20 protein-coding genes are annotated in these 20,367 nt (G+C 70.8%); 15 read left to right on the forward strand and 5 right to left on the reverse strand.

Annotated elements, in window-relative coordinates; genetic code table 11:
- Nucleotides 1-59 precede the first annotated feature (59 nt).
- The 4 genes from NKI68_RS13655 to NKI68_RS13670 are packed head-to-tail and all read left to right on the forward strand — an operon-like array spanning nucleotide 60 to nucleotide 2,487.
- On the forward strand, nucleotides 60-524 hold the full coding sequence (locus NKI68_RS13655) for a 30S ribosomal protein S15 (protein WP_254543652.1): 465 nt from the start codon (nucleotides 60-62) through the stop codon (nucleotides 522-524).
- Between the two features lie 7 nt (nucleotides 525-531).
- Nucleotides 532-1,632, forward strand: a complete 1,101-nt coding sequence (locus NKI68_RS13660; protein ID WP_254543653.1) for a hypothetical protein — start codon at nucleotides 532-534, stop codon at nucleotides 1,630-1,632.
- The gene (locus tag NKI68_RS13665) at nucleotides 1,629-1,853 is read left to right on the forward strand and encodes a KEOPS complex subunit Pcc1 (RefSeq protein ID WP_254543654.1); all 225 of its coding nucleotides are present in this window, start codon (nucleotides 1,629-1,631) and stop codon (nucleotides 1,851-1,853) included. Before NKI68_RS13660 ends, NKI68_RS13665 begins: the two co-directional genes overlap by 4 nt.
- Nucleotides 1,846-2,487 carry a 30S ribosomal protein S3ae gene (locus NKI68_RS13670; protein WP_254543655.1) on the forward strand — a complete coding sequence of 214 codons (642 nt, stop codon included), beginning with the start codon at nucleotides 1,846-1,848 and terminating at the stop codon, nucleotides 2,485-2,487. Before NKI68_RS13665 ends, NKI68_RS13670 begins: the two co-directional genes overlap by 8 nt.
- 127 nt (nucleotides 2,488-2,614) lie before the next feature.
- Here the strand turns inward: NKI68_RS13670 and NKI68_RS13675 are convergent, their stop codons facing one another.
- Nucleotides 2,615-3,775 carry a zinc metalloprotease gene (locus tag NKI68_RS13675; RefSeq protein WP_254543656.1) on the reverse strand — a complete coding sequence of 387 codons (1,161 nt, stop codon included), beginning with the start codon at nucleotides 3,773-3,775 and terminating at the stop codon, nucleotides 2,615-2,617.
- A 144-nt stretch (nucleotides 3,776-3,919) separates the two neighbouring features.
- A complete protein-coding gene (locus NKI68_RS13680; protein WP_254543657.1) occupies nucleotides 3,920-4,330 on the reverse strand; it encodes a plastocyanin/azurin family copper-binding protein in 411 nt (136 codons plus the stop codon).
- An 89-nt stretch (nucleotides 4,331-4,419) separates the two neighbouring features.
- On the opposite strand from NKI68_RS13680, the gene NKI68_RS13685 reads away from it, so the two are divergent.
- The 3 genes from NKI68_RS13685 to NKI68_RS13695 are packed head-to-tail and all read left to right on the forward strand — an operon-like array spanning nucleotide 4,420 to nucleotide 8,306.
- Nucleotides 4,420-5,109: a protein sorting system archaetidylserine synthase gene (locus tag NKI68_RS13685; protein WP_254543658.1), complete on the forward strand. Its 690-nt coding sequence runs from the start codon at nucleotides 4,420-4,422 to the stop codon at nucleotides 5,107-5,109.
- A gap of 50 nt (nucleotides 5,110-5,159) precedes the next feature.
- Entirely contained in the window at nucleotides 5,160-6,587 is a 1,428-nt protein-coding gene (locus NKI68_RS13690; RefSeq protein ID WP_254543659.1) for a HEAT repeat domain-containing protein, read from the forward strand.
- Nucleotides 6,588-6,638: 51 nt separating this feature from the next.
- Nucleotides 6,639-8,306 carry a phospholipase D-like domain-containing protein gene (locus NKI68_RS13695; RefSeq protein WP_254543660.1) on the forward strand — a complete coding sequence of 556 codons (1,668 nt, stop codon included), beginning with the start codon at nucleotides 6,639-6,641 and terminating at the stop codon, nucleotides 8,304-8,306.
- Nucleotides 8,307-8,330: 24 nt separating this feature from the next.
- Here NKI68_RS13695 and han read toward each other — a convergent pair whose 3' ends face one another.
- The gene (gene han, locus NKI68_RS13700) at nucleotides 8,331-10,226 is read right to left on the reverse strand and encodes a Hef-associated nuclease (protein WP_254543661.1); all 1,896 of its coding nucleotides are present in this window, start codon (nucleotides 10,224-10,226) and stop codon (nucleotides 8,331-8,333) included.
- A 125-nt stretch (nucleotides 10,227-10,351) separates the two neighbouring features.
- Here han and NKI68_RS13705 point away from each other — a divergent pair, with 125 nt between their 5' ends.
- Nucleotides 10,352-10,921: a Mov34/MPN/PAD-1 family protein gene (locus tag NKI68_RS13705; RefSeq protein ID WP_254543662.1), complete on the forward strand. Its 570-nt coding sequence runs from the start codon at nucleotides 10,352-10,354 to the stop codon at nucleotides 10,919-10,921.
- On the forward strand, nucleotides 10,918-11,346 hold the full coding sequence (locus NKI68_RS13710; protein ID WP_254543663.1) for an FAD synthase family protein: 429 nt from the start codon (nucleotides 10,918-10,920) through the stop codon (nucleotides 11,344-11,346). Before NKI68_RS13705 ends, NKI68_RS13710 begins: the two co-directional genes overlap by 4 nt.
- Before the next feature lie 456 nt (nucleotides 11,347-11,802).
- Here the strand turns inward: NKI68_RS13710 and NKI68_RS13715 are convergent, their stop codons facing one another.
- Both NKI68_RS13715 and ribH read right to left on the reverse strand, forming a co-directional pair.
- Nucleotides 11,803-12,954 carry a pyridoxal phosphate-dependent aminotransferase gene (locus NKI68_RS13715; RefSeq protein ID WP_254543664.1) on the reverse strand — a complete coding sequence of 384 codons (1,152 nt, stop codon included), beginning with the start codon at nucleotides 12,952-12,954 and terminating at the stop codon, nucleotides 11,803-11,805.
- 19 nt (nucleotides 12,955-12,973) lie between these two features.
- A complete protein-coding gene (gene ribH / locus NKI68_RS13720) occupies nucleotides 12,974-13,387 on the reverse strand; it encodes a 6,7-dimethyl-8-ribityllumazine synthase (protein WP_254543665.1) in 414 nt (137 codons plus the stop codon).
- 207 nt (nucleotides 13,388-13,594) lie between these two features.
- On the opposite strand from ribH, the gene NKI68_RS13725 reads away from it, so the two are divergent.
- The 6 genes from NKI68_RS13725 to NKI68_RS13750 all read left to right on the forward strand — a co-directional run bounded on the left by NKI68_RS13725 (nucleotide 13,595) and on the right by NKI68_RS13750 (nucleotide 20,269).
- Nucleotides 13,595-15,460 carry a flippase activity-associated protein Agl23 gene (locus NKI68_RS13725; protein ID WP_254543666.1) on the forward strand — a complete coding sequence of 622 codons (1,866 nt, stop codon included), beginning with the start codon at nucleotides 13,595-13,597 and terminating at the stop codon, nucleotides 15,458-15,460.
- Nucleotides 15,461-15,555: 95 nt separating this feature from the next.
- Complete coding sequence (locus NKI68_RS13730; protein WP_254543667.1) at nucleotides 15,556-16,752, forward strand: 5-(carboxyamino)imidazole ribonucleotide synthase; 1,197 nt, start codon at nucleotides 15,556-15,558, stop codon at nucleotides 16,750-16,752.
- Entirely contained in the window at nucleotides 16,749-17,369 is a 621-nt protein-coding gene (gene purE / locus NKI68_RS13735) for a 5-(carboxyamino)imidazole ribonucleotide mutase (RefSeq protein WP_254543668.1), read from the forward strand. The genes NKI68_RS13730 and purE overlap by 4 nt, the downstream gene beginning before the upstream one ends.
- A gap of 130 nt (nucleotides 17,370-17,499) precedes the next feature.
- The gene (locus tag NKI68_RS13740; protein WP_254543669.1) at nucleotides 17,500-17,907 is read left to right on the forward strand and encodes an NADH-quinone oxidoreductase subunit A; all 408 of its coding nucleotides are present in this window, start codon (nucleotides 17,500-17,502) and stop codon (nucleotides 17,905-17,907) included.
- Between the two features lie 50 nt (nucleotides 17,908-17,957).
- Complete coding sequence (locus NKI68_RS13745; RefSeq protein WP_368410951.1) at nucleotides 17,958-18,593, forward strand: NADH-quinone oxidoreductase subunit B; 636 nt, start codon at nucleotides 17,958-17,960, stop codon at nucleotides 18,591-18,593.
- Nucleotides 18,590-20,269 (forward strand): NADH-quinone oxidoreductase subunit D, encoded by a 1,680-nt coding sequence (locus NKI68_RS13750; RefSeq protein ID WP_254543671.1) that lies wholly within the window; start codon nucleotides 18,590-18,592, stop codon nucleotides 20,267-20,269. The genes NKI68_RS13745 and NKI68_RS13750 overlap by 4 nt, the downstream gene beginning before the upstream one ends.
- Nucleotides 20,270-20,367: the final 98 nt, after the last annotated feature.

Raw genomic sequence — 20,367 nt, forward strand, 5'->3', positions numbered from 1 at the left:
CGACCGGCGCGGCGGCGCTGCAAGCGCCACTCGCGGTTCGTGCAGTTCCAATTCACACTATGGCACGAATGCACACCCGCCGTCGCGGGTCGTCCGGTTCGGACCGCCCGACGGCAGACGAACCACCGGAGTGGAGTGACGTGGACGCAGAGCGCATCGAGGAGCGCGTCGTCGAACTCGCAGAACAGGGGCACGACCCGAGCGTCATCGGGATCAAGCTCCGGGACGAGGGCGTCCAGGGCACCCCCGTCCCCGACGTGAAGCTCGCGACGGGCAAGAAGGTCACCGAGATCCTCGACGAGCACGACGCGAGCGAGGACCTCCCCGAGGACCTCCGCCACCTGCTCGAGCGGGCCATCCGCCTGCGCGAGCACATGGACGAGAACCCGGGCGACTACCAGAACAAGCGCGCCCTGCAGAACACCGAGTCGAAGGTCCGCCGCCTGGTGAACTACTACCGCGGCGACGTCCTCGACGAGCAGTTCAAGTACTCCTACGACACGGCCAAGCGCCTGCTCGAATAGGGAATCCATGTCCACCGCCGGTCCCGCCGAGTCCGCCCCCGACGCCAGTGCCATCGCCGCTCGCCTGCGCGAGGCGGCGTTCGTCCGCCTGTTCGCCACGCCGGACGGCGACGCGCTGGCCGCGCTCGGGTTGCTCGCCAGAGCGCTCGCCGAGCGCGACGTCGCCTACCAGGCGAGCGTCACCCGCCGTCCGATCGCGGACGGCGACGACCTGACGGTCGGCGTCGGTCACCCGGACGGTGACCTCGCCATCGCGGGCGGCGCTGCGCTCTCCGTCGTGGCGGCGGCCGTCGCCGCGGAACTCGACGCGACGCCCGACGCCACCCTGGCGCTCGCGGGTGCCGTCGCCGCTGGCGACGGTCCCGGCGCGCACGCCGACCTGCTCGACGCGGCCGAACTCGACCGTCGACCTGGCATCGCGATCCCCACCGACGACCTCGCGGACGGTCTCGCGCACACCACGCTCGCGCACGCTCCCTTCTCCGGTCGCCCCGAGGCGGCCGCGAAGGCGCTCGCGGGCGTCGAGCGCGAGGGCCGGACGATCGCGTCGCTGCTCGCCCTGTCGGTGCTCGAGGGGGCGAGCGACGCTCCGCGGGCGTCCGAGGCGGTCGAGCGTTCCCTCCGACCCTACGTTCCGGGGGGACCGTTCGCCACGCTCGCGGGGTACGCGGACGTGCTCGACGCCGTCGCGCGCGAGCGTCCCGGCGTCGGCGTGGCGCTGGCGCTCGGGTACGACCGCCGCGAGACCGCGCTCGACGCCTGGCGCGAACACGCCCGGACGGCACACGAGGCGGTCCGGGACGCCGCGCTCGAACGGTACGACGGGTACGTCGTCGTTCGGGCGGCCTGCGGGAGCGCGCTCGACACCGTCGCGCGACTCGTCCGGGACTTCCGCTCGCCGGAGCCGATCGCGGTCGCGATCGACGGCGAGGCCGGTTCCGCGGCGGTCGCGGCCGGCCGCGACGTCGCGGCGCTCGTCGCCGAGACCGCCGACGCGGTCGGCGGTCGGGCGACCGGCCGCGGGCGTCGCGCGCACGTCGACCTCGACGAGGGCGAGACGGGACCGGAGGCGTTCCTCGAGACGCTCCGACGGGGGGTGCGCGCATGAAGCGCGCGACGCTCCGCACCCGATTCGACGACGCGGCGACCGTCGCCGCGGCGCTCGAACCCGACAACACCCCCGAGATGCGAACGACGGTCGAGGGGGACGTCGTCGAGACAGTCATCGAGCGCGAGACGACCGGCGGCCTCCGCACGACGGTGGACGACTACGTCACCAACCTCACGGTAGCATCGCAGTTGACCGACACAGACACCAATCATGAGTGAACGATCCGTCTCCCGACGACGACAGGAGAAACGCTGGTACACCGTGCTCGCCCCGGAGCGATTCGACCGGGCCGAGATCGGTGAGACCACGGCCGACGACCCCGAACTGGTCTACGGCCGAACCATCGAAACGACGCTCGGCGCGATCAAGAACGACGCCAGCGAGAACAACACGAAGCTGACGTTCAAGATCGACGACGTCGGCTCGGACGCCGCCTACACGGAGTTCGTCAAGCACGAACTGACGCGCGACTACCTCCGTAGCCTCGTGCGCCGCGGGTCCTCGAAGATCACCGCGTACGTGACGGTCCTCACGTCCGACGACTACCGCGTGCAGGTACAGCCCGTCGCGTTCACGACGAAGAAGGCGGACCACAGCCAGGAGAAGGCCATCCGCGACACGATGGTCGACATCGTCCGCGAGGCGGCGCGCGAGCGCACCTTCGACGACCTCGTCGACAGCGTCGTCGAGGGTCGTCTCTCCTCCGCCATCTACGCGGAGGGCAAGACCATCTACCCGCTCCGCCGCGTCGAGATCCAGAAGCTCACCCTCGAAGCGCGCCCCGAGGAGGTCGCCGAGGAGGAGGAGACGAGCGTCGACGTCGACGAAGAGAACGTCGAGAGCGAAGCGTAGTCGGTCTTCGAGCGGACTTTTAGCCGACCGGCCGATCGGTCGAACCCGTACCTCCCCGACGTTTCGACACCGAACGGGGTCCGTCTCCCGACGCGGCCGCGTTCCGACGCGGGCGAGGACGCGAGCGCTACGTCCACCACTCGCGGCGTCGGTCCTCGTAGCCGGCGTCGACGAAGGCGGGCGGCGTCTCCTCGCCGTCGAGACCGAAGATCGTCGCGAGGTTCGCGCCGACGTGCCAGCCGACCGCCTCCGCGTCGATGCCGACGATCTGGATGCGGAGCCGAGTGTAGTACTCGATCGCCCCGTCGTTGTCCGTGTCGACGCCGTACGTCTGCGCGCACGACCCCGCCTCGTTTTCGCAGTCGAGCGACTCGGGGAACGTGACGACGACGTTCGCCGCGGAGCGGTTCTCGACCAGCCCGAACGTGACGTTCGTCTCGAGTGTCCCCTCGGCCCCCTGCTCGTAGTACGAGAGCGCCCCGCGCGCTTGCTCGGCGAGCGCGTCCCGGTCGGCGGAGTGGTTCGCGGCGTCGACGTAGAGCCTCAGGGCGTCTGGCTTCCACGGACGACGACGGTCGGAGGCGTTCGGCTCGGGGAGACGCGATGCGTCGAAACTCTCGTTCATCACGGGAAACGGCGGTTCGCCGTGCTCGATCCCGAGGAGGTGGCCGAACTCGTGTCGGAGCACCCGGACCGTCGAGGTGTCGTTGTAGCCGCCGGCGATGCGGACGACCTCCGGCGGGGTCGCTCTCGTCCCCTCGTTCAGGACGGGCGCGCATCCGAGGGTCGTTCCGTCGCCGCCGCCGTCGTCCTCGACCCCGCAGTGCGGGATCGACGCGACGAACCGGACCTCCACGTCCGGGTCGGCGGCGGCGGGCTCGAGGACGAACGTCACCTCGTAGTCGCCGTGCTCCGTTCCCTCGCCCGCCCAGTAGTCGAGCGCGCGCCGGACGTGCGGCTCGAAGGACCGCGAGTCGTTGACCGAGTTGTTGATCCCCACGACGACGACCGCCGACCGCCAGGGGTTGTCCGGCGGGACGGACGACGTCCGGTCGGACGGCGGGTCCGTCCCCCCCTTCGCGTCGTCGTCCGCGTTGTCGTCCGTATCGCCGTCCGCGTTGTCGTTCGCCCCCGCGTCCGTCGCGGCGGTTTCGACCGCCGCGGATCCGTCGGCGGCGGTGCGGACGCCCGCGGACGAGTCGTCGGCTCCGAGGACGAACGATCCCGCCGCGCCGACGGACGCCGCCGCCATCAGGAGCGCGGCGAGGGCGAACGCGCGTCGTTGCACGACACGAAGTAAACAGCTTCGAGACAATCAATATTTCGATACAATCAGAAGTGCGTACAATATCGGTGCCGCCGCTCGACGGCGCGTCGACACGTCCGGCGACCGGCGTCTCTCGGAGGAACTGGAGTTACGTTCGCGGGGCGGTCACTCGGTCACGACGATTCGCCCGACCATCCCGGCGCGCTCGTGGGGGACGCAGAAGTACTGGTACTCGCCGGGGACGTCGAACGTGTGCTCGTAGGTCTCGCCGGCGTAGACGACGCCCTCGCCGTTCCAGTAGCCGTCGCGGGCGGCCCGCTCGCTCTCGAATCCCCCGGAGGCGAAGTACTCGGCGGCCTCGGGGATGCCGCCCTCGTAGGCGGTGACCGAGTGCGATCGCGACCCGTTGTTGCCCCAGACGACCGTCTCACCGACGGTCGCCTCGTACGTGGGCGGCTCGAACGCGTTGGCCGCCATGCCGACGTCGTGGTCGCCTGGAGCGCCGCTGCCGAGACAGCCCGCGAGGACGCTCGCGGAGACGCCCGCGGCACCTGCGAGGAACGTTCGCCGTCTCATGCGTGAGAGGAGTCGGCGGCGACGTATAGCCTCCACGATCGGTTCGCGCGAACCGAACGCCCTAAAGCGTCGTCCTCCCAGCATCGGGTATGCGTCCCCGATTCGTCGGCCGGCTCGGCCTCGCCGACTGCGTGACGGTGACGAACGCGGCGCTCGGGTTCGCCGCCGCGGCGTTCGTCCTCGTCGACGTGGCGACGGCCGCCCGGCTCGTCCTCCTCGCCGCGGTCGCAGACGGGCTCGACGGGGTGCTCGCCCGCGCGACCGGGGGAACGCCGATCGGGGAGTACCTCGACTCGCTCGCCGACGTGGCGTCGTTCGGGATGGCCCCCGCGCTGTTCGTCTTCGGGGTCGCCGTCGCGGCGTGGGGGACCGACCCCGGCCCGCGGTTCGCCCTCGCCGTGATCGTCCCCGCGCTGTTCGTCGGGGCGGCGGTCGTCCGCCTCGGCCTCTACACGGCCTACGACGCGGGGGAGTCGGCGACCCGGGGCGTCCAGACGACGCTCGCGGCGACCGTGCTGGCCGTGAGCTACCTCGCCGGCCTGCGCGATCCGTGGGCGCTGCTCGGCGCCACCGCGCTCCTCGCCGCCCTGATGGTGACGCGCGTCCCCTACCCCGACCTCTACGCCCGGGACGCCGTCGCCATGGGCGTCGTGCAGGTGCTCGCCGTCGCCGCCCCGGACGCGCTCTCGCGGCTCTTCCCGAAGGTCCTGCTCGTCGGCGCGCTCGCCTACCTCTCGCTCGCGCCGCGCTTCTACTGGCGCGACGCCGAGTTCGAGTGACCGAACGTCGAAAGGAAACGCTCTTGCCGGGCACTGCCGGACCGTTCTGTATGAGCAACGGGGATGACGAAGCCGACGCGCCCGCCGAGGAGTCGGAGGAGCGCCCGGACGAGGAGCGCGAGGACGCCGAAGCGACCCCGACGGACGAGGCGGGCGAGTCGGAAGAAGCGGATGAGGCGGGTGAGTCGGACGAGTCGGACGAGGAGACGGACGCCGACGCCGCCGAGGCGACGGAGGCGACGCCCGAGTCGTTAGACGAGCGCCTCGACGCGATCGAGGCGGACCTCGACGGGGCGGAGACGGAATCGGACCTCGACGCCGTCGAATCGGACCTCGACGCCGTCGAGTCCGACGTGGAGACGCTCCCGGAGGCCGAGGAGGACGCCGAGGAGGACCCCAGGGGCGACCTCGAAGCCCGCGTCGGGGACGTTCGCAGCGCCATAGAGGACCAGCGCGGACCCTACGCGTCGGACGTCGCGGAGGGGATCCGCGAGTCCGCGGGTCGCATCCGCGACACGCGCTGGACCGAGCGCGGCGACGACGAGGTGGTCGCCGCGGTCGACGCCTTCCTCGACGACGCCGGCGAGATCCTCGGCGAGGACCTCGGCGACGCCGGACGGTCGCCGGAGGCCGCCGCCGACGCGCTCGATTCCGCCGCCGAGACCGTCGAGAACGCCGGGCTCGACCCGGACGAGGACGGGGAGCCCATCGCCGCGCTCCTCGAAGCGGTCGACGGGCTGGAGACGGGGCTCGACGAGGCCCAGGAGTGGGACGACCTCACCGTCGTCCAGAAGCTCGACTACCAGGGGTTCTACGACGTGCTGACGCCCATGAACCGCAAGGACTTCCCGCCGGAACTCTCGGTCGTCCGCATCGCCGAGGCCGAGCGCGACCCCGAACCCATCCTCCTCGCGTTCGAGACGTTCGACTCCGACTTCATGCAGGAGAACTGCATCGACGCGCTCAGACGCCTCGGGGCACCCGAGGCGTACGACGCGATGATGCAGCTCGCGAACCGCCGCGATCAGGACGCCATCCGAGTGCTCGGCAAGATCGGCAACCCGGACGCGCTCGAGACGCTCCTCCCGTACATCGAGGGGGACGCGAACCCGCCGCTCCAGCGCGTCGTGCTGAAGACCGTCGGCGAGATCGGCGACGAGTCCGCCACGCAGACGGTCGCCGACCGCCTCGTCGCCGACGACCCGGAGATCCGAAGCGGAGCCGCCCGCGCGCTCGGCATGATCGGCGACACGCGCGCGATCGAACCGCTCTCCGACGTCCTGGAGGACGACGACAGCGACGCCGTCCGCGCCAGCGCGGCGTGGGCGCTCAACCAGATCGGCACCGAGCGCGCCCTCGAGGCCGCGAGCGAGCACGCCGACGACCGCTCGTACATCGTGCAGGTCGAAGCCGAGCGGGCCGCCGAGGCGCTCGACGAGGGCGGATCGACCGGCGCGGAACCCGAGGCGGCTGCGTAGGCCGACGATCCCCGGCGAACCTTTTTATCCGAGAACGGGACCAAACCCCCCGTGCGCAGGGTCGTCCTGATCTGGCTGGTCCTCGTCCCCGGACTCGTCGCGAGTCCGCCAGCCGCGGCCACCCTCCCCGCCGCCGAGCACCAGCCGGCTCCGCATCGGGATACGCACGCCCTCTCGGATCCACACCGGGAACCGCGCCGTGAGCCGCGACTCGCCGGCGTCTACCCGAACCCCGTCGCGGCGGACGACGCGGGCGAGTTCGTCGTCCTCGACGCGCCCCCCGCGACGCGACTGGGCGCGTATCGACTGGCCGACGAGGAGCTGACCGCCGACCTGCCGGCGACGACCGTCGGCGGTCGGATCGTCCTGACGACCGCGCCCGACCGCGTCCGTCGCCTCCTCGACGAGCGGGTGATCGGCGTCTCCGAACTCCCCGCGCTCTCGAACGCAGGCGAGCGCCTCCGGCTGCTCCGGAACGACGCGCCCGTCGACTCGCTCCGGTATCGGAACGCGCCGGAGGGGGAGCGATACGTCCGCGGGGCGGAGCGTCGCCGTTGGCGACCGCTCGGCGCGACCGACCGCCGCGTCGTCGAGAGCGGCCCGGCGAACGCCACGGCGTTCGTCCTCCCCGATTCCCCCGGAATCCCGGTTCGCGTCCTCGCTGACGCCGAGGAGCGCATCCTGCTCGCCGGGTACACGTTCACCTCCGACCGGGTCGCGACCGAACTCCTCCGGGCGCACCGCCGCGGCGTCCGGGTCGAGGTGCTCGTCGAGGGCGGTCCCGTCGGCGGAATGACGACCGCGCAGGCGAGCGCCCTCGACCGGCTCGCGGCGGCGGGGATCCCGGTTCACGTCGTCGACGGGCCGCGGGCGCGCTACGCCTACCACCACGCGAAATACGCCGTCGCGGACGACCGGGCGCTCGTACTCACGGAGAACTGGAAACCCTCCGGGATAGGGGGGCGCTCGAGCAGGGGATGGGGCGTCGTCGTGAACGACGCGCGGACCGCCGAGGCGCTGGCGGCGACGTTCCGCGCCGATACCGGCTGGCTCGACACGCGCCCCTGGCGCGCGTTCCGCCGGGACGCCTCGTTCGTGAACGCCACGGTCGCGGCGGGCGACTACCCGCGACGGATCGCTCCGGAGCGCCTCCGCGTTGAGCGCGTTCGGGTACTCGCCGCGCCGGACAACGCGGAGCGCGCGCTCCGCGGCGTCGTCGCGAACGCGACGCGCTCGGTGGACGTGGTGCAGGTGTCGCTCGGCGGTCCCGACGGCCCCTTCACCGGCGCGGCGGTCGCGGCGGCGCGACGCGGCGTTCGGGTGCGCGTCCTGCTGAGCGGCGCGTGGTACGTCCGGGAGGAGAACGCCGCGCTCGCAGAGCGGCTGAACGCGCTCGCGACCAGGGAGAACGTCCCGCTGTCGGTGCGCCTCGCCGACCCGCGGGGGCGATTCGAGAAGGTGCACGCGAAGGGCGTCGTCGTCGACGGCGACCTGGCCGTCGTCGGGAGCCTCAACTGGAACGCGCACGCCGCGCGAGAGAACAGGGAGGTGGCGCTCGTGCTGGAGGGCGAGGCGGTCGGGGAGTACTACGGCCGGGCGTTCGAGGCCGACTGGCGCGCGAGTTCGACGCGGACGCGCGTCCCGCTCGGCCTGCTCGGGGCGATCGCCGCGGCCGCGGCGGGGGTGCTGGCGCTCGCCAGGCGGGTGGAGTTCGAGTGACTCGAGGCGAGCCGAGAGAAAGGACTACTCCCGCAGGAGCGTGCTGCGGAGTTCCTCGTCGATCGCGGCGTCGGCCATCTTCTCGACCAGGGCGTCGAGGACCTCCTCGCGTCGACCGGAGACGAACTTGATGCTCCCGACGACGAGGTGGCCGCCGCCGGAGACGCCCGCACCGGGGTGCTCGTCGGTGAGCTGGGTGACCATCTCGGGAATGTCGAGGCGAACGCCGTCGCTGCGGAGGACGGCGAAGTCGGGACCGTAGCCGATGGTGATGACCGGGTCGCCGGCGTGCTCGCGGACCTTGCGGTCGTGGATCGCGCCGGTGGTCTTGCCGGGGGCGGGGTAGGTGAAGCGGTGGGCGTGGTTCTCCACGTCCACGCGGTAGAGGTGCGCGCCGTTGTCGAGCGTCCCGTGCTCGGTGTGCGGGAGCGCCACGTCGAGCTGGCGGTCGCGGTCGCGCTCGGCGCGCGAGGCGAGCAACTCGACCAGCCGCTCGTGACGCTCGCGGACGGCCGGGTCGACGCCGAGGACGTCGTTCACGAGGTTGGTCCCGTCGTTGTAACGGAGCCAGAAGGCGGCGTAGTCGAGCGCCTCGCCGACGTCGTCGAGGTCGTCCTCGTCGTACCCGGCCTCCGCGGCGAGCGCGAGGTAGTCGTCCATCGCGTCGGCGCGCGAGCGGTCGCACAGCCCCGCGACGGCCGGGATGTGACGCACCGAGTCCGTGAGGTCGGGATCGATCATGCGCGCGAGTTCGACGCACATCATCCCGGTCGTGATGCGGTAGTCCTCGCCGTGGAGGTAGGGGTTGACGTGCGCCTCGACGTACGGCTCGACCGCCTCGGGGTCGGGGTGGTGGTGATCGACGACCACGATGGGGATGTCGTACTCGGCGAGCGTCCGGTAGGCCGGCGTGTCCTCCTCCGTCGAGCCGTTGTCGAGCATGAGCAGGAGGGGGAGTTGCTGGCCGTGGCGCTCGCGGTCCTCCAGGGCGAAGTTGAGATCGCGCGTCACGTCCTCCATCTCGTAGAAGGGGGCCTTGCTCGGCAGGCGGCGAAGGAGGTGCCGCGGGGCGTCGGGGTCCTCGTTGACCTCGGCGATGTAGCGTTCGAGCGCGAGCTGGAGCGGGACCGACGCGCACATCCCGTCGCCGTCGGCGTGGTGGCGCATCCGGATCGGACGACCGTCGAGGATGGCCCGGCGGAGGATCTTCGCCACGCCGGCGAGGTCGTCGCGCAGTTGATCGAACGCGGGCCACTCGACGAGCGGTTCGGTGTCGTGCGGTTCGGCCGCCTCGTCGAGCGCGGCGTCGAGGTCGGCGCGGACCGACTCGGGGTCCTCGATCGACTCGACGCGCTCGACTTCGAGCTGGAACGAGCCGTTCCGGCGCTCGACCACGCCGACGAAGCGGACGAGGTCGCCGACGGCGAGGTCGGGGTAGGCGCGAACGCCCGCCTCCTCGAAGCCGGCGCAGGGCACGACGCCCGTCGCGTCGCGGAGCTGGAAGATCGTCGGGCCGCCGGTCTGGCGGATCTGGACGATCTCGCCCTCGAGGTGGACCGTGTCGCCCACCGCGTCGTCGAGGTCCGCGACGGCGACGCCGTGGTCCTGCTCGACGACCTCGGTACGGTAGTCCTCGGGCTGGATCTCGGTGAAGCTCAGGTCGCCGTTGTCCCGGATCTCCTCGAGACGGACGATGAGCGAGTCGCCGACCCGGTAGCTCCCCTGGAGTTCCGACTCGTGGACGAGCCCGGAGACGCTGTCGGAGAGATCGACGAAGACGCCGTACTCGACGACGCCGTTGACCGTAGCGTGGTAGTTCGCCCCGACTTCGACGACGTCGGCGGTGCAGTCCGGTGCGAGGTCGTACACCGTGATAGTAGAGACCGAGCCGGAGTCGTTTCCGGCGTGGAACGGAGACATTTGCCCATGCTCGGTTCCGATCATTTTTAAGTGTTGGCAAGCGTCCCCGCCGACCGCGCGCGAACGCGACGCGGCGGGCCGCCCGTTCCGGAACGCTTAGATGGAAACCGGGTCACCTCTCCTACATGCGGCTGTTCCGCTCGGGCGAAATCCTCGGCATCGCGCGCGCGACGCTCGAGTTCGCCCTCGAGGCGTCCGCCCAGACGCACCCCAACGAGTACATGGGCCTGCTGCGCGGCGAGGACGCCCGAACGCTCGGCCTCGACGAGTCGGGGACGGTCATCACCGACGTGCTCGTCATCCCCGGCACCGAGTCCAATCCCGTGAGCGCGACGGTAAAGACCGGTATGGTCCCGAACGACCTGCGCGCCGCCGGCTCCGTCCACTCCCACCCGAACGGCGTGCTCTACCCGAGCGACGCCGACCTCGCGACCTTCGGCAAGGGCGACGTTCACATCATCATCGGCGCACCCTACGGTGACGACGACTGGCGCGCGTTCGACCGCGACGGCGAGGAGACCGACCTCGCCGTGCTCGACGTGGAGATCCCCGAACCGGAGGAGCGCTTCTTCGACTTCACCCAGGCGGACATCGACGAGGAACTCTCCTACGACGAGGAGTGGAAGACCGGCGATCGAGAGACCGACGACGAGTGGGTCGACGACGAGCGGGCCGACGACGAGGGGTGGCGATGACCCGGACGGTCGTCGCGCAGGGGACGTTCGACATCCTCCACCCCGGTCACCTCCACTACCTCGAACAGGCCGCCGAACTGGGCGAGGTGTACGTCATCATCGCCCGCCGGGAGAACGTCACGCACAAGGCGAAGCCGGTCCTCCCGGACCGCCAGCGCCGGGACATGGTCGCCGCGCTCGCCCCCGTCGACCACGCCGTCCTCGGCCACCGGGAGGACATCTTCGTCCCCATCGAGGAGATCGCCCCGGACGTGATCCTCCTGGGCCACGACCAGCACCACGACCCGGCGGCGATCGCGGCCGCCCTCGACGAGCGGGGCATCGACTGCGAGGTGCGCCGCGCGACCGGCCGGGACCCCCGCTACGAGGGCGAACTGTTCTCGACGGGCGACATCGTCGACGCGATCTGTCGGGAGCGCTGCTAGCCCACCTTTTGCTGCGGTCGCGTGGCGGCGACACGCTTCGCGGTCGCCGCCGGCTCCCTGGCAAAAGCTGGATCAAAACCCTCCTCACCCCCTCAGTCGCTTCGCTCCTTCGGGGGTTCGTCGGTCCGCTCGCTCACTGCGTTCGCTCGCGGGTGCCACGCTGGTGTCGGCGGTGGTGAAACCAGTCTACCGTCGCGTATCTTTATATCTGAGAGCGGGACCAGTGGCCCCGTGCGCTGACTCTCGTCGCAGGGTGCTCGCGGTTGCGCGACGCCACGCCCTGCGAGTCGTCCACGGCGTCGCCTGTCCGCCAGGACGTTTTGCTGCGCACGCCTTCGGCGTGCTAGCAAAACCTCCACTAAAACCGCGCCTCACCCCCTCGCTTCGTTCGGGGATTCGGCGCGTCCGCTCGCTCGCGGTTCGAAACGGAGAGGGGACCGTTTCGTCGGTTCGCGATCAGCCGAGGAACCCGCCGTCGGCGAGGCGGTTCACGCCCTCCCTCAACCGCTCCTCGCTTGCCGCGTAGGAGAGGCGGGCGTAGCCGGGCGTGCCGAACGCGCTCCCGGGGACGGTGGCGACGTGCGCCTCGCTCAGCGCGTCCTCGCACCACCGGGCGTCGTCCTCGCTGACCGGCAGCATCATGTAGAACGCCCCGTCCCCGACCGGCACCTCCACGCCGCGGTCGGCGAAGAGATCCGTGAGGAGGTCGCGGCGCTCGCGGAACGCCTGGGCCATCTGGTTCACCGCGTCGTCGCACTCGCGCAGGGCGGTGATACCCGCGTGCTGGACGAAGTGGGTCGCGGAGGAGACCGAGTGCGACTGCACCTTGCCCGCCTGCCCGATCAGCTCCTCCGGCGCGGCGAGGTAGCCCAGCCGCCAGCCGGTCATCGAGAAGGCCTTCGAGAAGCCGTTGATCGTGACCGTGCGCTCGCGCATGCCGTCGAGAGTGGCGAGGCTGGTCGGCTCGACGTCGTAGGTGATCCGGTCGTAGATCTCGTCGGCGATCACCGTCACGTCGTGGTCCACGGCGAGGTCGCGGACGCCCTCCAGGGCGGCGTCGGAGAACACCGCACCCGAGGGGTTGCTCGGGGAGTTGACGACGAGCAGTTCGGTGTCGTCGGAGACGGTCTCCGCGAGGTCGTCGAGGGCCGGTTCGAGCTGGAACGTGGATTCCGAGAGGTCGACCCGCGAGAGCGACCCGCCCGCCAGCTTCGCCATGGCCTCGTAGGAGACCCACGCCGGATCGAGGAGGACGACCTCGTCCCCGTCGTCGACGAGCGTCTGGAAGGTCTCGAACAGCGCCTGCTTCGCGCCCGGCGTGACGACGATCTCGTCGGCCTCGTAGTCGAGGTTCCGGCGCGCGAGGTCGTCGGCGATGGCCTCCCGGAGGCCGCGGACGCCCCTGGTGGGTGCGTAGCCGGTGTGGCCGGCCTCCATCGCCTCCGTCGCGGCCTCGACGATCGCCTCGGGGGTCGGGAAGTCTGGTTCGCCGACGCTCAGGTCCACCACGTCCACGCCCTCCGATTCGAGTTCGGTGGCGAGGCCGCTGATGGCGAGCGTCGCGCTCGGTTCGACGCGTTCGACGCGGTCTGCGAAGTCGAAGTTCATCTCTCGTGTACCTCCATCGTCACTCTGCTACCTCCAGTTCGTCGACGAGCGCCAGCGCGCTCTCGACGGCGCGCGCCCCGTAGTCGACGCGGGCGCGCGCCTCGTCCATGCTCATCCCGGGGCCGGTGACGCCGAGCGCGACGGGCGTGTCGCGCTTCAGGCTCACGTCGGTCAGCCCCCGCGCGGCGGCGTGCCCGATCACCTGATCGTGGTCGGTGTCGCCGCCGTGGATGGCCCCGACGACGACGACGGCGTCCACGTCGTCGCGCCGGGCGAGGCGGTCGGCCGCGAGCGGCGCGTCGTACGCGCCCGGGACGGAGAGCGTCTCGACGACGTCCGCGCCGGCCTCCGCGGCCGCGTCGCGGGCCGCCTCCTCCATCTGCTCGGTGACCTCGCGGTTGAACCGCGCGACCACGAGCCCTAACGCTACCATACCTGCGCCGTAGCGAGGCCCGTTAAAAGAAGTACCGCTGTGCGGCCGATACTGCCGGAGGGGGCGACGGAGAGCGACCGAGTGAGGATTCCCGTCACGACCGCCTCGAGAATCCCCCACGCGGGCGCGATCCGGTGATCGCTCACCCGACCGCCGGCGGAATCGCGACCACAAGGGTTCTTACGCGCGGGCGACTGTTCCGGGGCAATGGCAGCAGGCGTCCGGAACTGGACCCCGCGACGCGCCTCCCTCGCCGTCGCCGCCGTCGCCCTCCTCGCGCTCGCGGCGCGCCTCCTCCTCCTCGGCGACCGGGTGGCTCACTGGGACGAAGCCCGCGTCGGCTACTGGATCCTCGACTACGCGCGGACGGGGAGCTACGAGTACCGCCCCATCATCCACGGGCCGTTCTACCACCACGTCAACGCGGTCGTGTTCTCCGTCCTCGGCCCGACCGACGCCGCGATGCGCCTCGTCCCCGCGGTCGTCGGCGGGCTCCTCCCACTCTCCGCGCTCCTCCTCCGCGAGCGCCTCCGGGGGGGCGAGCAGGTCGCGCTCGCGCTCTTTCTCGCCGCGAACCCCGTCCTGCTCTACTACACCCGCTTCATGCGCGGAGACCCCCTCGTCGGCGCGTTCATGTTCGTCGCGTTCGGCCTGTTCGTCCGGTACCTCGACACGCGCGCGTACCGGTACGTCCTCGCCGGCGTCGCGTTCGTCGCACTCGGGTTCACGGTCAAGGAGAACGCGCCGGTCTACCTCCTGTGCTGGGTCGGCGCGGCCGCCGTCGTCGCCTACTTCGAGCTGTTCGCCGCCGCCCGTCGCGGCGAATCGGTGAGCGGGGTCGTAGAGCGGTGGCTCGGCCTCGACCGCCGTCGCGCGGTCTGGCGGGCCGCGCTCGATCGGGCGCGGGCGGGAGACGACCAGCGGACGGACGACGATCGACGGACAGACGACGACGCCCCCCGGTCGAACGACGATCCGCGGACGATCGAGGACGGCGGCAGCCCCCGCGGCGCGCGGCGCGCCCTCGCTCCCCTCGCCGTCGCCGCCGCGGCCGTCGCCGAGTTCCTCGCGATCGTCGTGTTCTTCTACGCGCCGCGGTCGGGCGATCCGGACGAACTCGGCCTCGGGAACGCGCTCGGCGACCCCGCGATGTGGGGTCCGGTGGTCGAGGCGGCCACGCTGGGGTCGTGGCGCTCGTTCGTCGAGATCTGGATCGACGGGAGCGCGACCGAACACGGCTACCTCCCCTACCTCGGCGACTACCTCCTGACGCTCGCGTTCGGCGCGGCGATGCTCTGTCTGTTCGCGGTCGTCGGCTTCCTCGCGGAGAGCTTCGCGGAGGAGCGCCCCCGGGGGCTCGTCCTCGGCACCTTCGCGTGGGGGGTCGCCTCGGTGCTCGGCTACCCCGTCATCACCGACATAAAGGCCCCGTGGGCAACGGTGCACGCCGTGCTCCCGCTCGCGGTCCCCGCGGCGGTCGGCGTCGCCCTCGTCTACCGCTGGGGGCGGGCGGCGTTCGCCTCGAACGATCGGCTCGGCGTCGGCGTCGCCGCGACCGTCCTCCTGCTCGTCTCGGCGCAGGTCGGCGCGATGGGTGCCACCGCCGTCTACCTCCACCCGCAGTCGCCCGAGAACGAACTCGTCCAGTACGCCCAGCCCGCCGCCGACCTGCACCCGACGCTCGCCGACGTGGAACGCGCCGCGGCGACCACCGAGGGGACGGACGTGCTCGTCTACGGCGAGCGCTACGTCGACGAGCACCCGTCGCGGTCGAGCGCGTACCGCCCCGCCTGCGTCAAGTGGTTCGAACTCCTCCCGCTCCCGTGGTACTTCGAGCGCGGCGACGTCGCGGTGTCCTGCGCGCGGACGCCGGCCGAACTCGACGCGATGGCCGAGCGCCCGCCGGTCGTCGTCGCCGACGCGGGCGAGCGGACGGAACTGCGCGCGCGCTTCCCGGGCTACGAGGCGCGCACGGGCAAGCTCCGGACGACGGACTCCGAGGTGCTCTTCCTGGTCGACACCTCCCGGCTCCCGCGAGAGGGGGATCGGGGGCCGGAACGGCGTCGGCGCTGACGGCGCGAGCCGACGGTTCCGACCCGCCCGTCGGTCTGCGTCGGTCGCGAGTCGAGATGTCAACGGTTATCCCGACGGACGGGCGAGACGCTCACATGCAACTGTCAACGCCCGGCCCGACCGTCGGCGTGGTCGGCGGCGGACAGCTCGGCCGCATGCTCGGCGAGGCCGCGGGACCGCTCGGCGTCGAGGTCGTCGCGCTCGATCCGACCCCCGACTGCCCGGCCGCCCCCGTCGTCCGCGACCAGCTCGTGGGCGACTTCGACGACGCTGACGGCGTGCGCGAACTCGCGGAGCGCGCGGACGTGCTCACCTACGAGATCGAACTGGCCGACCCGGACCTCCTGGAGCGAGCGAGCGAGGCGACCGGGACGCCCGTCCATCCCTCGCCCGACACGCTCCGGACGATCCAGGACAAGCTCGTCCAGAACGAGTGGCTGGCCGACGCGGGCGTCCCGATCCCGGAGTTCGTCCGGGTGGACGACGCGGACGACCTCCGGGCCGCGGGCGAGGAACTCGGCTGGCCGGTGATGCTCAAGGCCCGCCGGGGCGGCTACGACGGCCGCGGGAACGTCCCCGTGGAGGGTCCGGGGGAGTGCGAGGGGGCGCTCGCCGAGGTGGGCGCGGGCGAGGCCGGCGCGCTCGCCGAGGCGCTCGTCCCCTTCGAGCGCGAACTCTCGGTCATCGGCGCGAAGGGCGCGGACGGGACGGCGACGTTCGCCGTCACGGAGACGATCCACCGCGAGGAGATCCTCCGGGAGTCCGTGACGCCCGCCCGGACGAGCGACGCGGTGCTCGAGCGCGCGCGAGAGGTCGCGGAACGCGTGCTCGACGCCACCGAGGGCCGGGGCGTCTTCGGCATCGAACTGTTCGAGCGGGAGGGGGAGGTGCTCGTCAACGAGATCGCCCCGCGCCCGCACAACTCCGGGCACTGGACCATCGAGGGGGCGCACGCCTCGCAGTTCGACCAGCACCTCCGCGCGGTGCTGGGGTGGCCGCTCGCGGAGACCGCCCTGCGCGACCCGACGGTGACGGCGAACCTGCTCGGTGCGGTCGAGCGGCCGACGGAACCCGCGACGCTCGACGGGGTCGAGGCGATCCTCGCGGAGCCGCGCGCGCACCTCCACTGGTACGGCAAGCGCGAGACGCGCCCCCTGCGGAAGATGGGCCACGTGACGCTCGTCGGCGGAGAGGGAGAGGAAGAGGAGGGACGAGGACCGAGCGACGGGTCGGAGGCGGACACGCTCCTCTCTCGCGCTCGCGACCTGCGCTCTGAGGTGACCGTCCGATGACCGTCCCCGAGGTCCGGTCGCTGATCGACGACCTGGAGGCCGAGGCCGACCGCGACCGGCCGACCGAGGAGACGCCGGAGGTGGGGATCGTCATGGGTTCGGACTCGGATCTCGACGTGATGTACGGTGCCTACGAGGCGCTGACGGAACTCGGCTTCGAGGAGGTGACCGACTACGACGATCCGCCGGGGGCGCGCTTCACGTTCGAGACGTACGTCGTCTCGGCCCACCGGACGCCCGACCTGATGTACGCCTACGCGACGACCGCCCGCGACCGCGGCCTGGACGTGATCGTCGCGGGCGCGGGGGGGAAGTCCGCCGACCTGCCGAACATGACCGCCTCGCTCGCGTACCCGCTGCCGGTCGTCGGCGTCCCCGTCCAGGAGAAGTCCGTCGACTCGGTCATCGGGATGCCGACCGGCGCGCCCATCACCGCCGTCGACGCGGGCAAATCGTTCAACGCGGCGCTGTCGGCCGTCCAGATCCTCGCCCGCCGGCACGGCGAACTGGAGGAGCGACTGGTCGAGTACCACGAGGCCCTCCAGTCCTCGGTCGGGCGCGTCTCCCGGCGGCTCCACGAGTCCGGAACCGAGTCGTTCAGGGGCGGAGACCCCTGAGGCGGTCGCGGCGCGGCCGGCCGTCGAGCGGACGCGACCCGACGCTGGAAAAATCGGCGGTCCCGCCGCCAGACGCGAGAATCAACTCTTATATGCGGGGGATGCTAAGCCGCAATACGATACACGTACTATGAGTAACCCGTGGATAGCGATCGGCGCGTTGGGGGTCGTCGCGATCGGCCTCCCGCTGGTGATGATGGCGATGTCTGCGATGCTTCGCCCCACCGTGCCGGAGCAAGGGAAATCCGCCACCTACGAGAGCGGCGAGGTCCCGACGGGCACCACGCGCATCCGGTTCAACATCCAGTACTACATGGTTGCGCTCCTGTTCGTCATTTTCGACATCGAGACGGTCCTGATCTTTCCGTGGACCGTCATCTACCGAAACGCCGTCTCGGAGGCGGGCCTCGCACAGGCGCTGGTCCCGATGTTGATCTTCATCGGCGTCCTCCTCGTCGGTCTCGTCTGGGCGTGGCGCAACGGTGCGGTCCGCTGGGTGCGTTCGGACCGCACAGACAGACAGCAGGTAGAAACATGAGTAGCCAAAACACAACGACGACCTCGGCACAGACCACGCAGGAGGCTCGGATGGGCGAGGGGGTGGACGCCCGGTTCAACTCCAAGCTCCGCGAGGCGTTCGGCTCCACGCCGTTCATCCTCACCAAGTTCGACAAGTTCATGAACTGGGTCCGGGGCTCCTCCATGTTCATGCTGCAGTTCGGCATCGCCTGCTGCAGCATCGAGATGATGCACACCTACGCGGTCAAACACGACCTCGACCGCTTCGGTGCCGGCGTCCCGCGCGCCTCGCCGCGACAGGCCGACGTGATCATCGTCCCGGGCACCATCGTCTCGAAGTTCGCCCCGCGCATGAAGCGCGTCTACGACCAGATGCCCGAGCCGAAGTTCGTCGTCGGGATGGGCTCCTGTACGATCTCCGGCGGCCCCTTCCAGGAGGGCTACAACGTCATCAAGGGTGCCGAGGAGGTCATCCCGGTGGACATCCACGTCCCCGGGTGCCCCCCGCGCCCCGAGGCGCTCGTCTACGGCGTCGCGAAGCTCCAGGAGCGCGTCGCCAACGGCGAGACCTCCCCGGTGACGGTCAAGCCGTACGAACTCGAGCAGTTCGGCGACCTCGACCGCGACGAACTCGTCCAGCACCTCGCGAGCCAGATCGACGAGGAGGACCTCGTCATGCGCTACAACTGGGCGGAGTCGCCATGAGCCTGGAAGAACCCACTCCCGGATCGGCGACCGAGGTCGGCGTCACCGAGCAGGGACTCGACTACGACGCGATCGAGTCGCTCCTCGGCGACCTCGTCGTCGGCCGCGAGTCGCACGTCAACGCCGAGTCGTTCGTCGTCCGCCCCGACCGGGTGGCGGCCGCGCTCGACCGCCTCAAGAACCGGGCCGGCTTCGATCACCTGTCGTGCGTCACGGCCCAGGAGTACGAGGACCGCTTCGAGAGCATCTACCACCTGAAGAAGTACGCCGACCCGACCCACGAGGTCAACCTCGTCGTACCGACGGGGCGCGAGAACCCCCACAGCCAGTCCGGGAACGCGGTCTTCCGCACCGCGGACTGGCACGAGCGGGAGGCCTACGACCTCGTCGGCATCGAGTACGACGACCACCCCGATCTCCGGCGAATCCTCCTGCCGGAGACCTGGCAGGGTCATCCCCTTCGCCTCGACTACGATCAGGAGCAGCCCCAGGTCGTCGCCTTCCGGGAACACGCGAACCCCCTCCAGCAGGACCAGCGCGACGACGACACGGACACGATGTTCGTCAACATCGGGCCGCACCACCCGGCGACCCACGGGGTGTTGCACCTGAAGACGACGCTCGACGGCGAACAGGTCGCTGACGTCGATCCCGACATCGGTTACCTCCACCGCTGTGAGGAGCAGATGTGCCAGCAGAGCACCTACCGCCACCAGATCATGCCCTACCCCGACCGCTGGGACTACATCTCCGCGGGCATCCTCAACGAGTGGGCGTACGCGCGCGCGGCGGAGGACCTCGCCGACATCGACGTCCCGGAGTACGCACAGATCATCCGCACCATGAGCGCGGAGCTGTGCCGCATCGCGAGCCACATGCTCGCGGTGGGGACGTTCGCGCTCGACGTCTACGGCGACTTCACCGCCATCTTCATGTACGCGACGCGGGACCGCGAGATCGTCCAGAACATCCTGGAGGACCTCACCGGCCAGCGGCTCATGTTCAACTACCTCCGGCTGGGCGGCGTGGCGTGGGACCTGCCGGATCCCCGCGAGGAGTTCTTCGAGAAGACCCGCGACTTCCTCGACGACCTGCCCGCCAAACTCGAGGAGTACCACGACCTCATCACGGGCAACGAGATCTTCCAGCTCCGCTGCGTGAACACCGGCGTCCTCGAACCGGACGTGGCGAAGAGCTACGGGACGACGGGACCGGTCGCGCGTGGGTCGGGCATCGACTACGACCTGCGGCGGGACGATCCCTACGGGTACTACCCCGACCTCGACTGGAACGTCGTCGTCGAGGACGGCTGTGACAACTTCGCGCGCGTGCTCGTCCGCCTCCGCGAGGTCGAAGAATCCGCGAAGATCATCGAACAGTGTCTCGACCTGCTCGAAGACTGGCCGGAAGACGATCGCGAGATCCAGAGCAACGTCCCTCGCACCCTCAAACCCGAGAACGATCGGGAGATCTACCGGGCGGTCGAGGCGGCGAAGGGCGAACTCGGCATCTACATCCGGTCGGACGGCACCGACAAACCCGCGCGCTTCAAGATCCGAAGCCCCTGCTTTTCGAACCTGCAGGCGCTCCCGGAGATGTCCGAAGGCGAGTACGTCCCCGATCTGGTCGCCTCGCTCGGTAGCCTCGACATCGTCCTCGGGGAGGTCGATCGATGAGCGCGGGCGATCTCACCGTCGCGCTGCTCCAGCAGGGTAACGCCTCCAACGCGAGCAACGCGAGCGGTAACGCGACGAACGCGACGAACGCCACCAAC

Origin of the sequence: Halomarina pelagica, from assembly GCF_024228315.1 — an archaeon.
GTDB lineage: Archaea > Halobacteriota > Halobacteria > Halobacteriales > Haloarculaceae > Halomarina > Halomarina pelagica.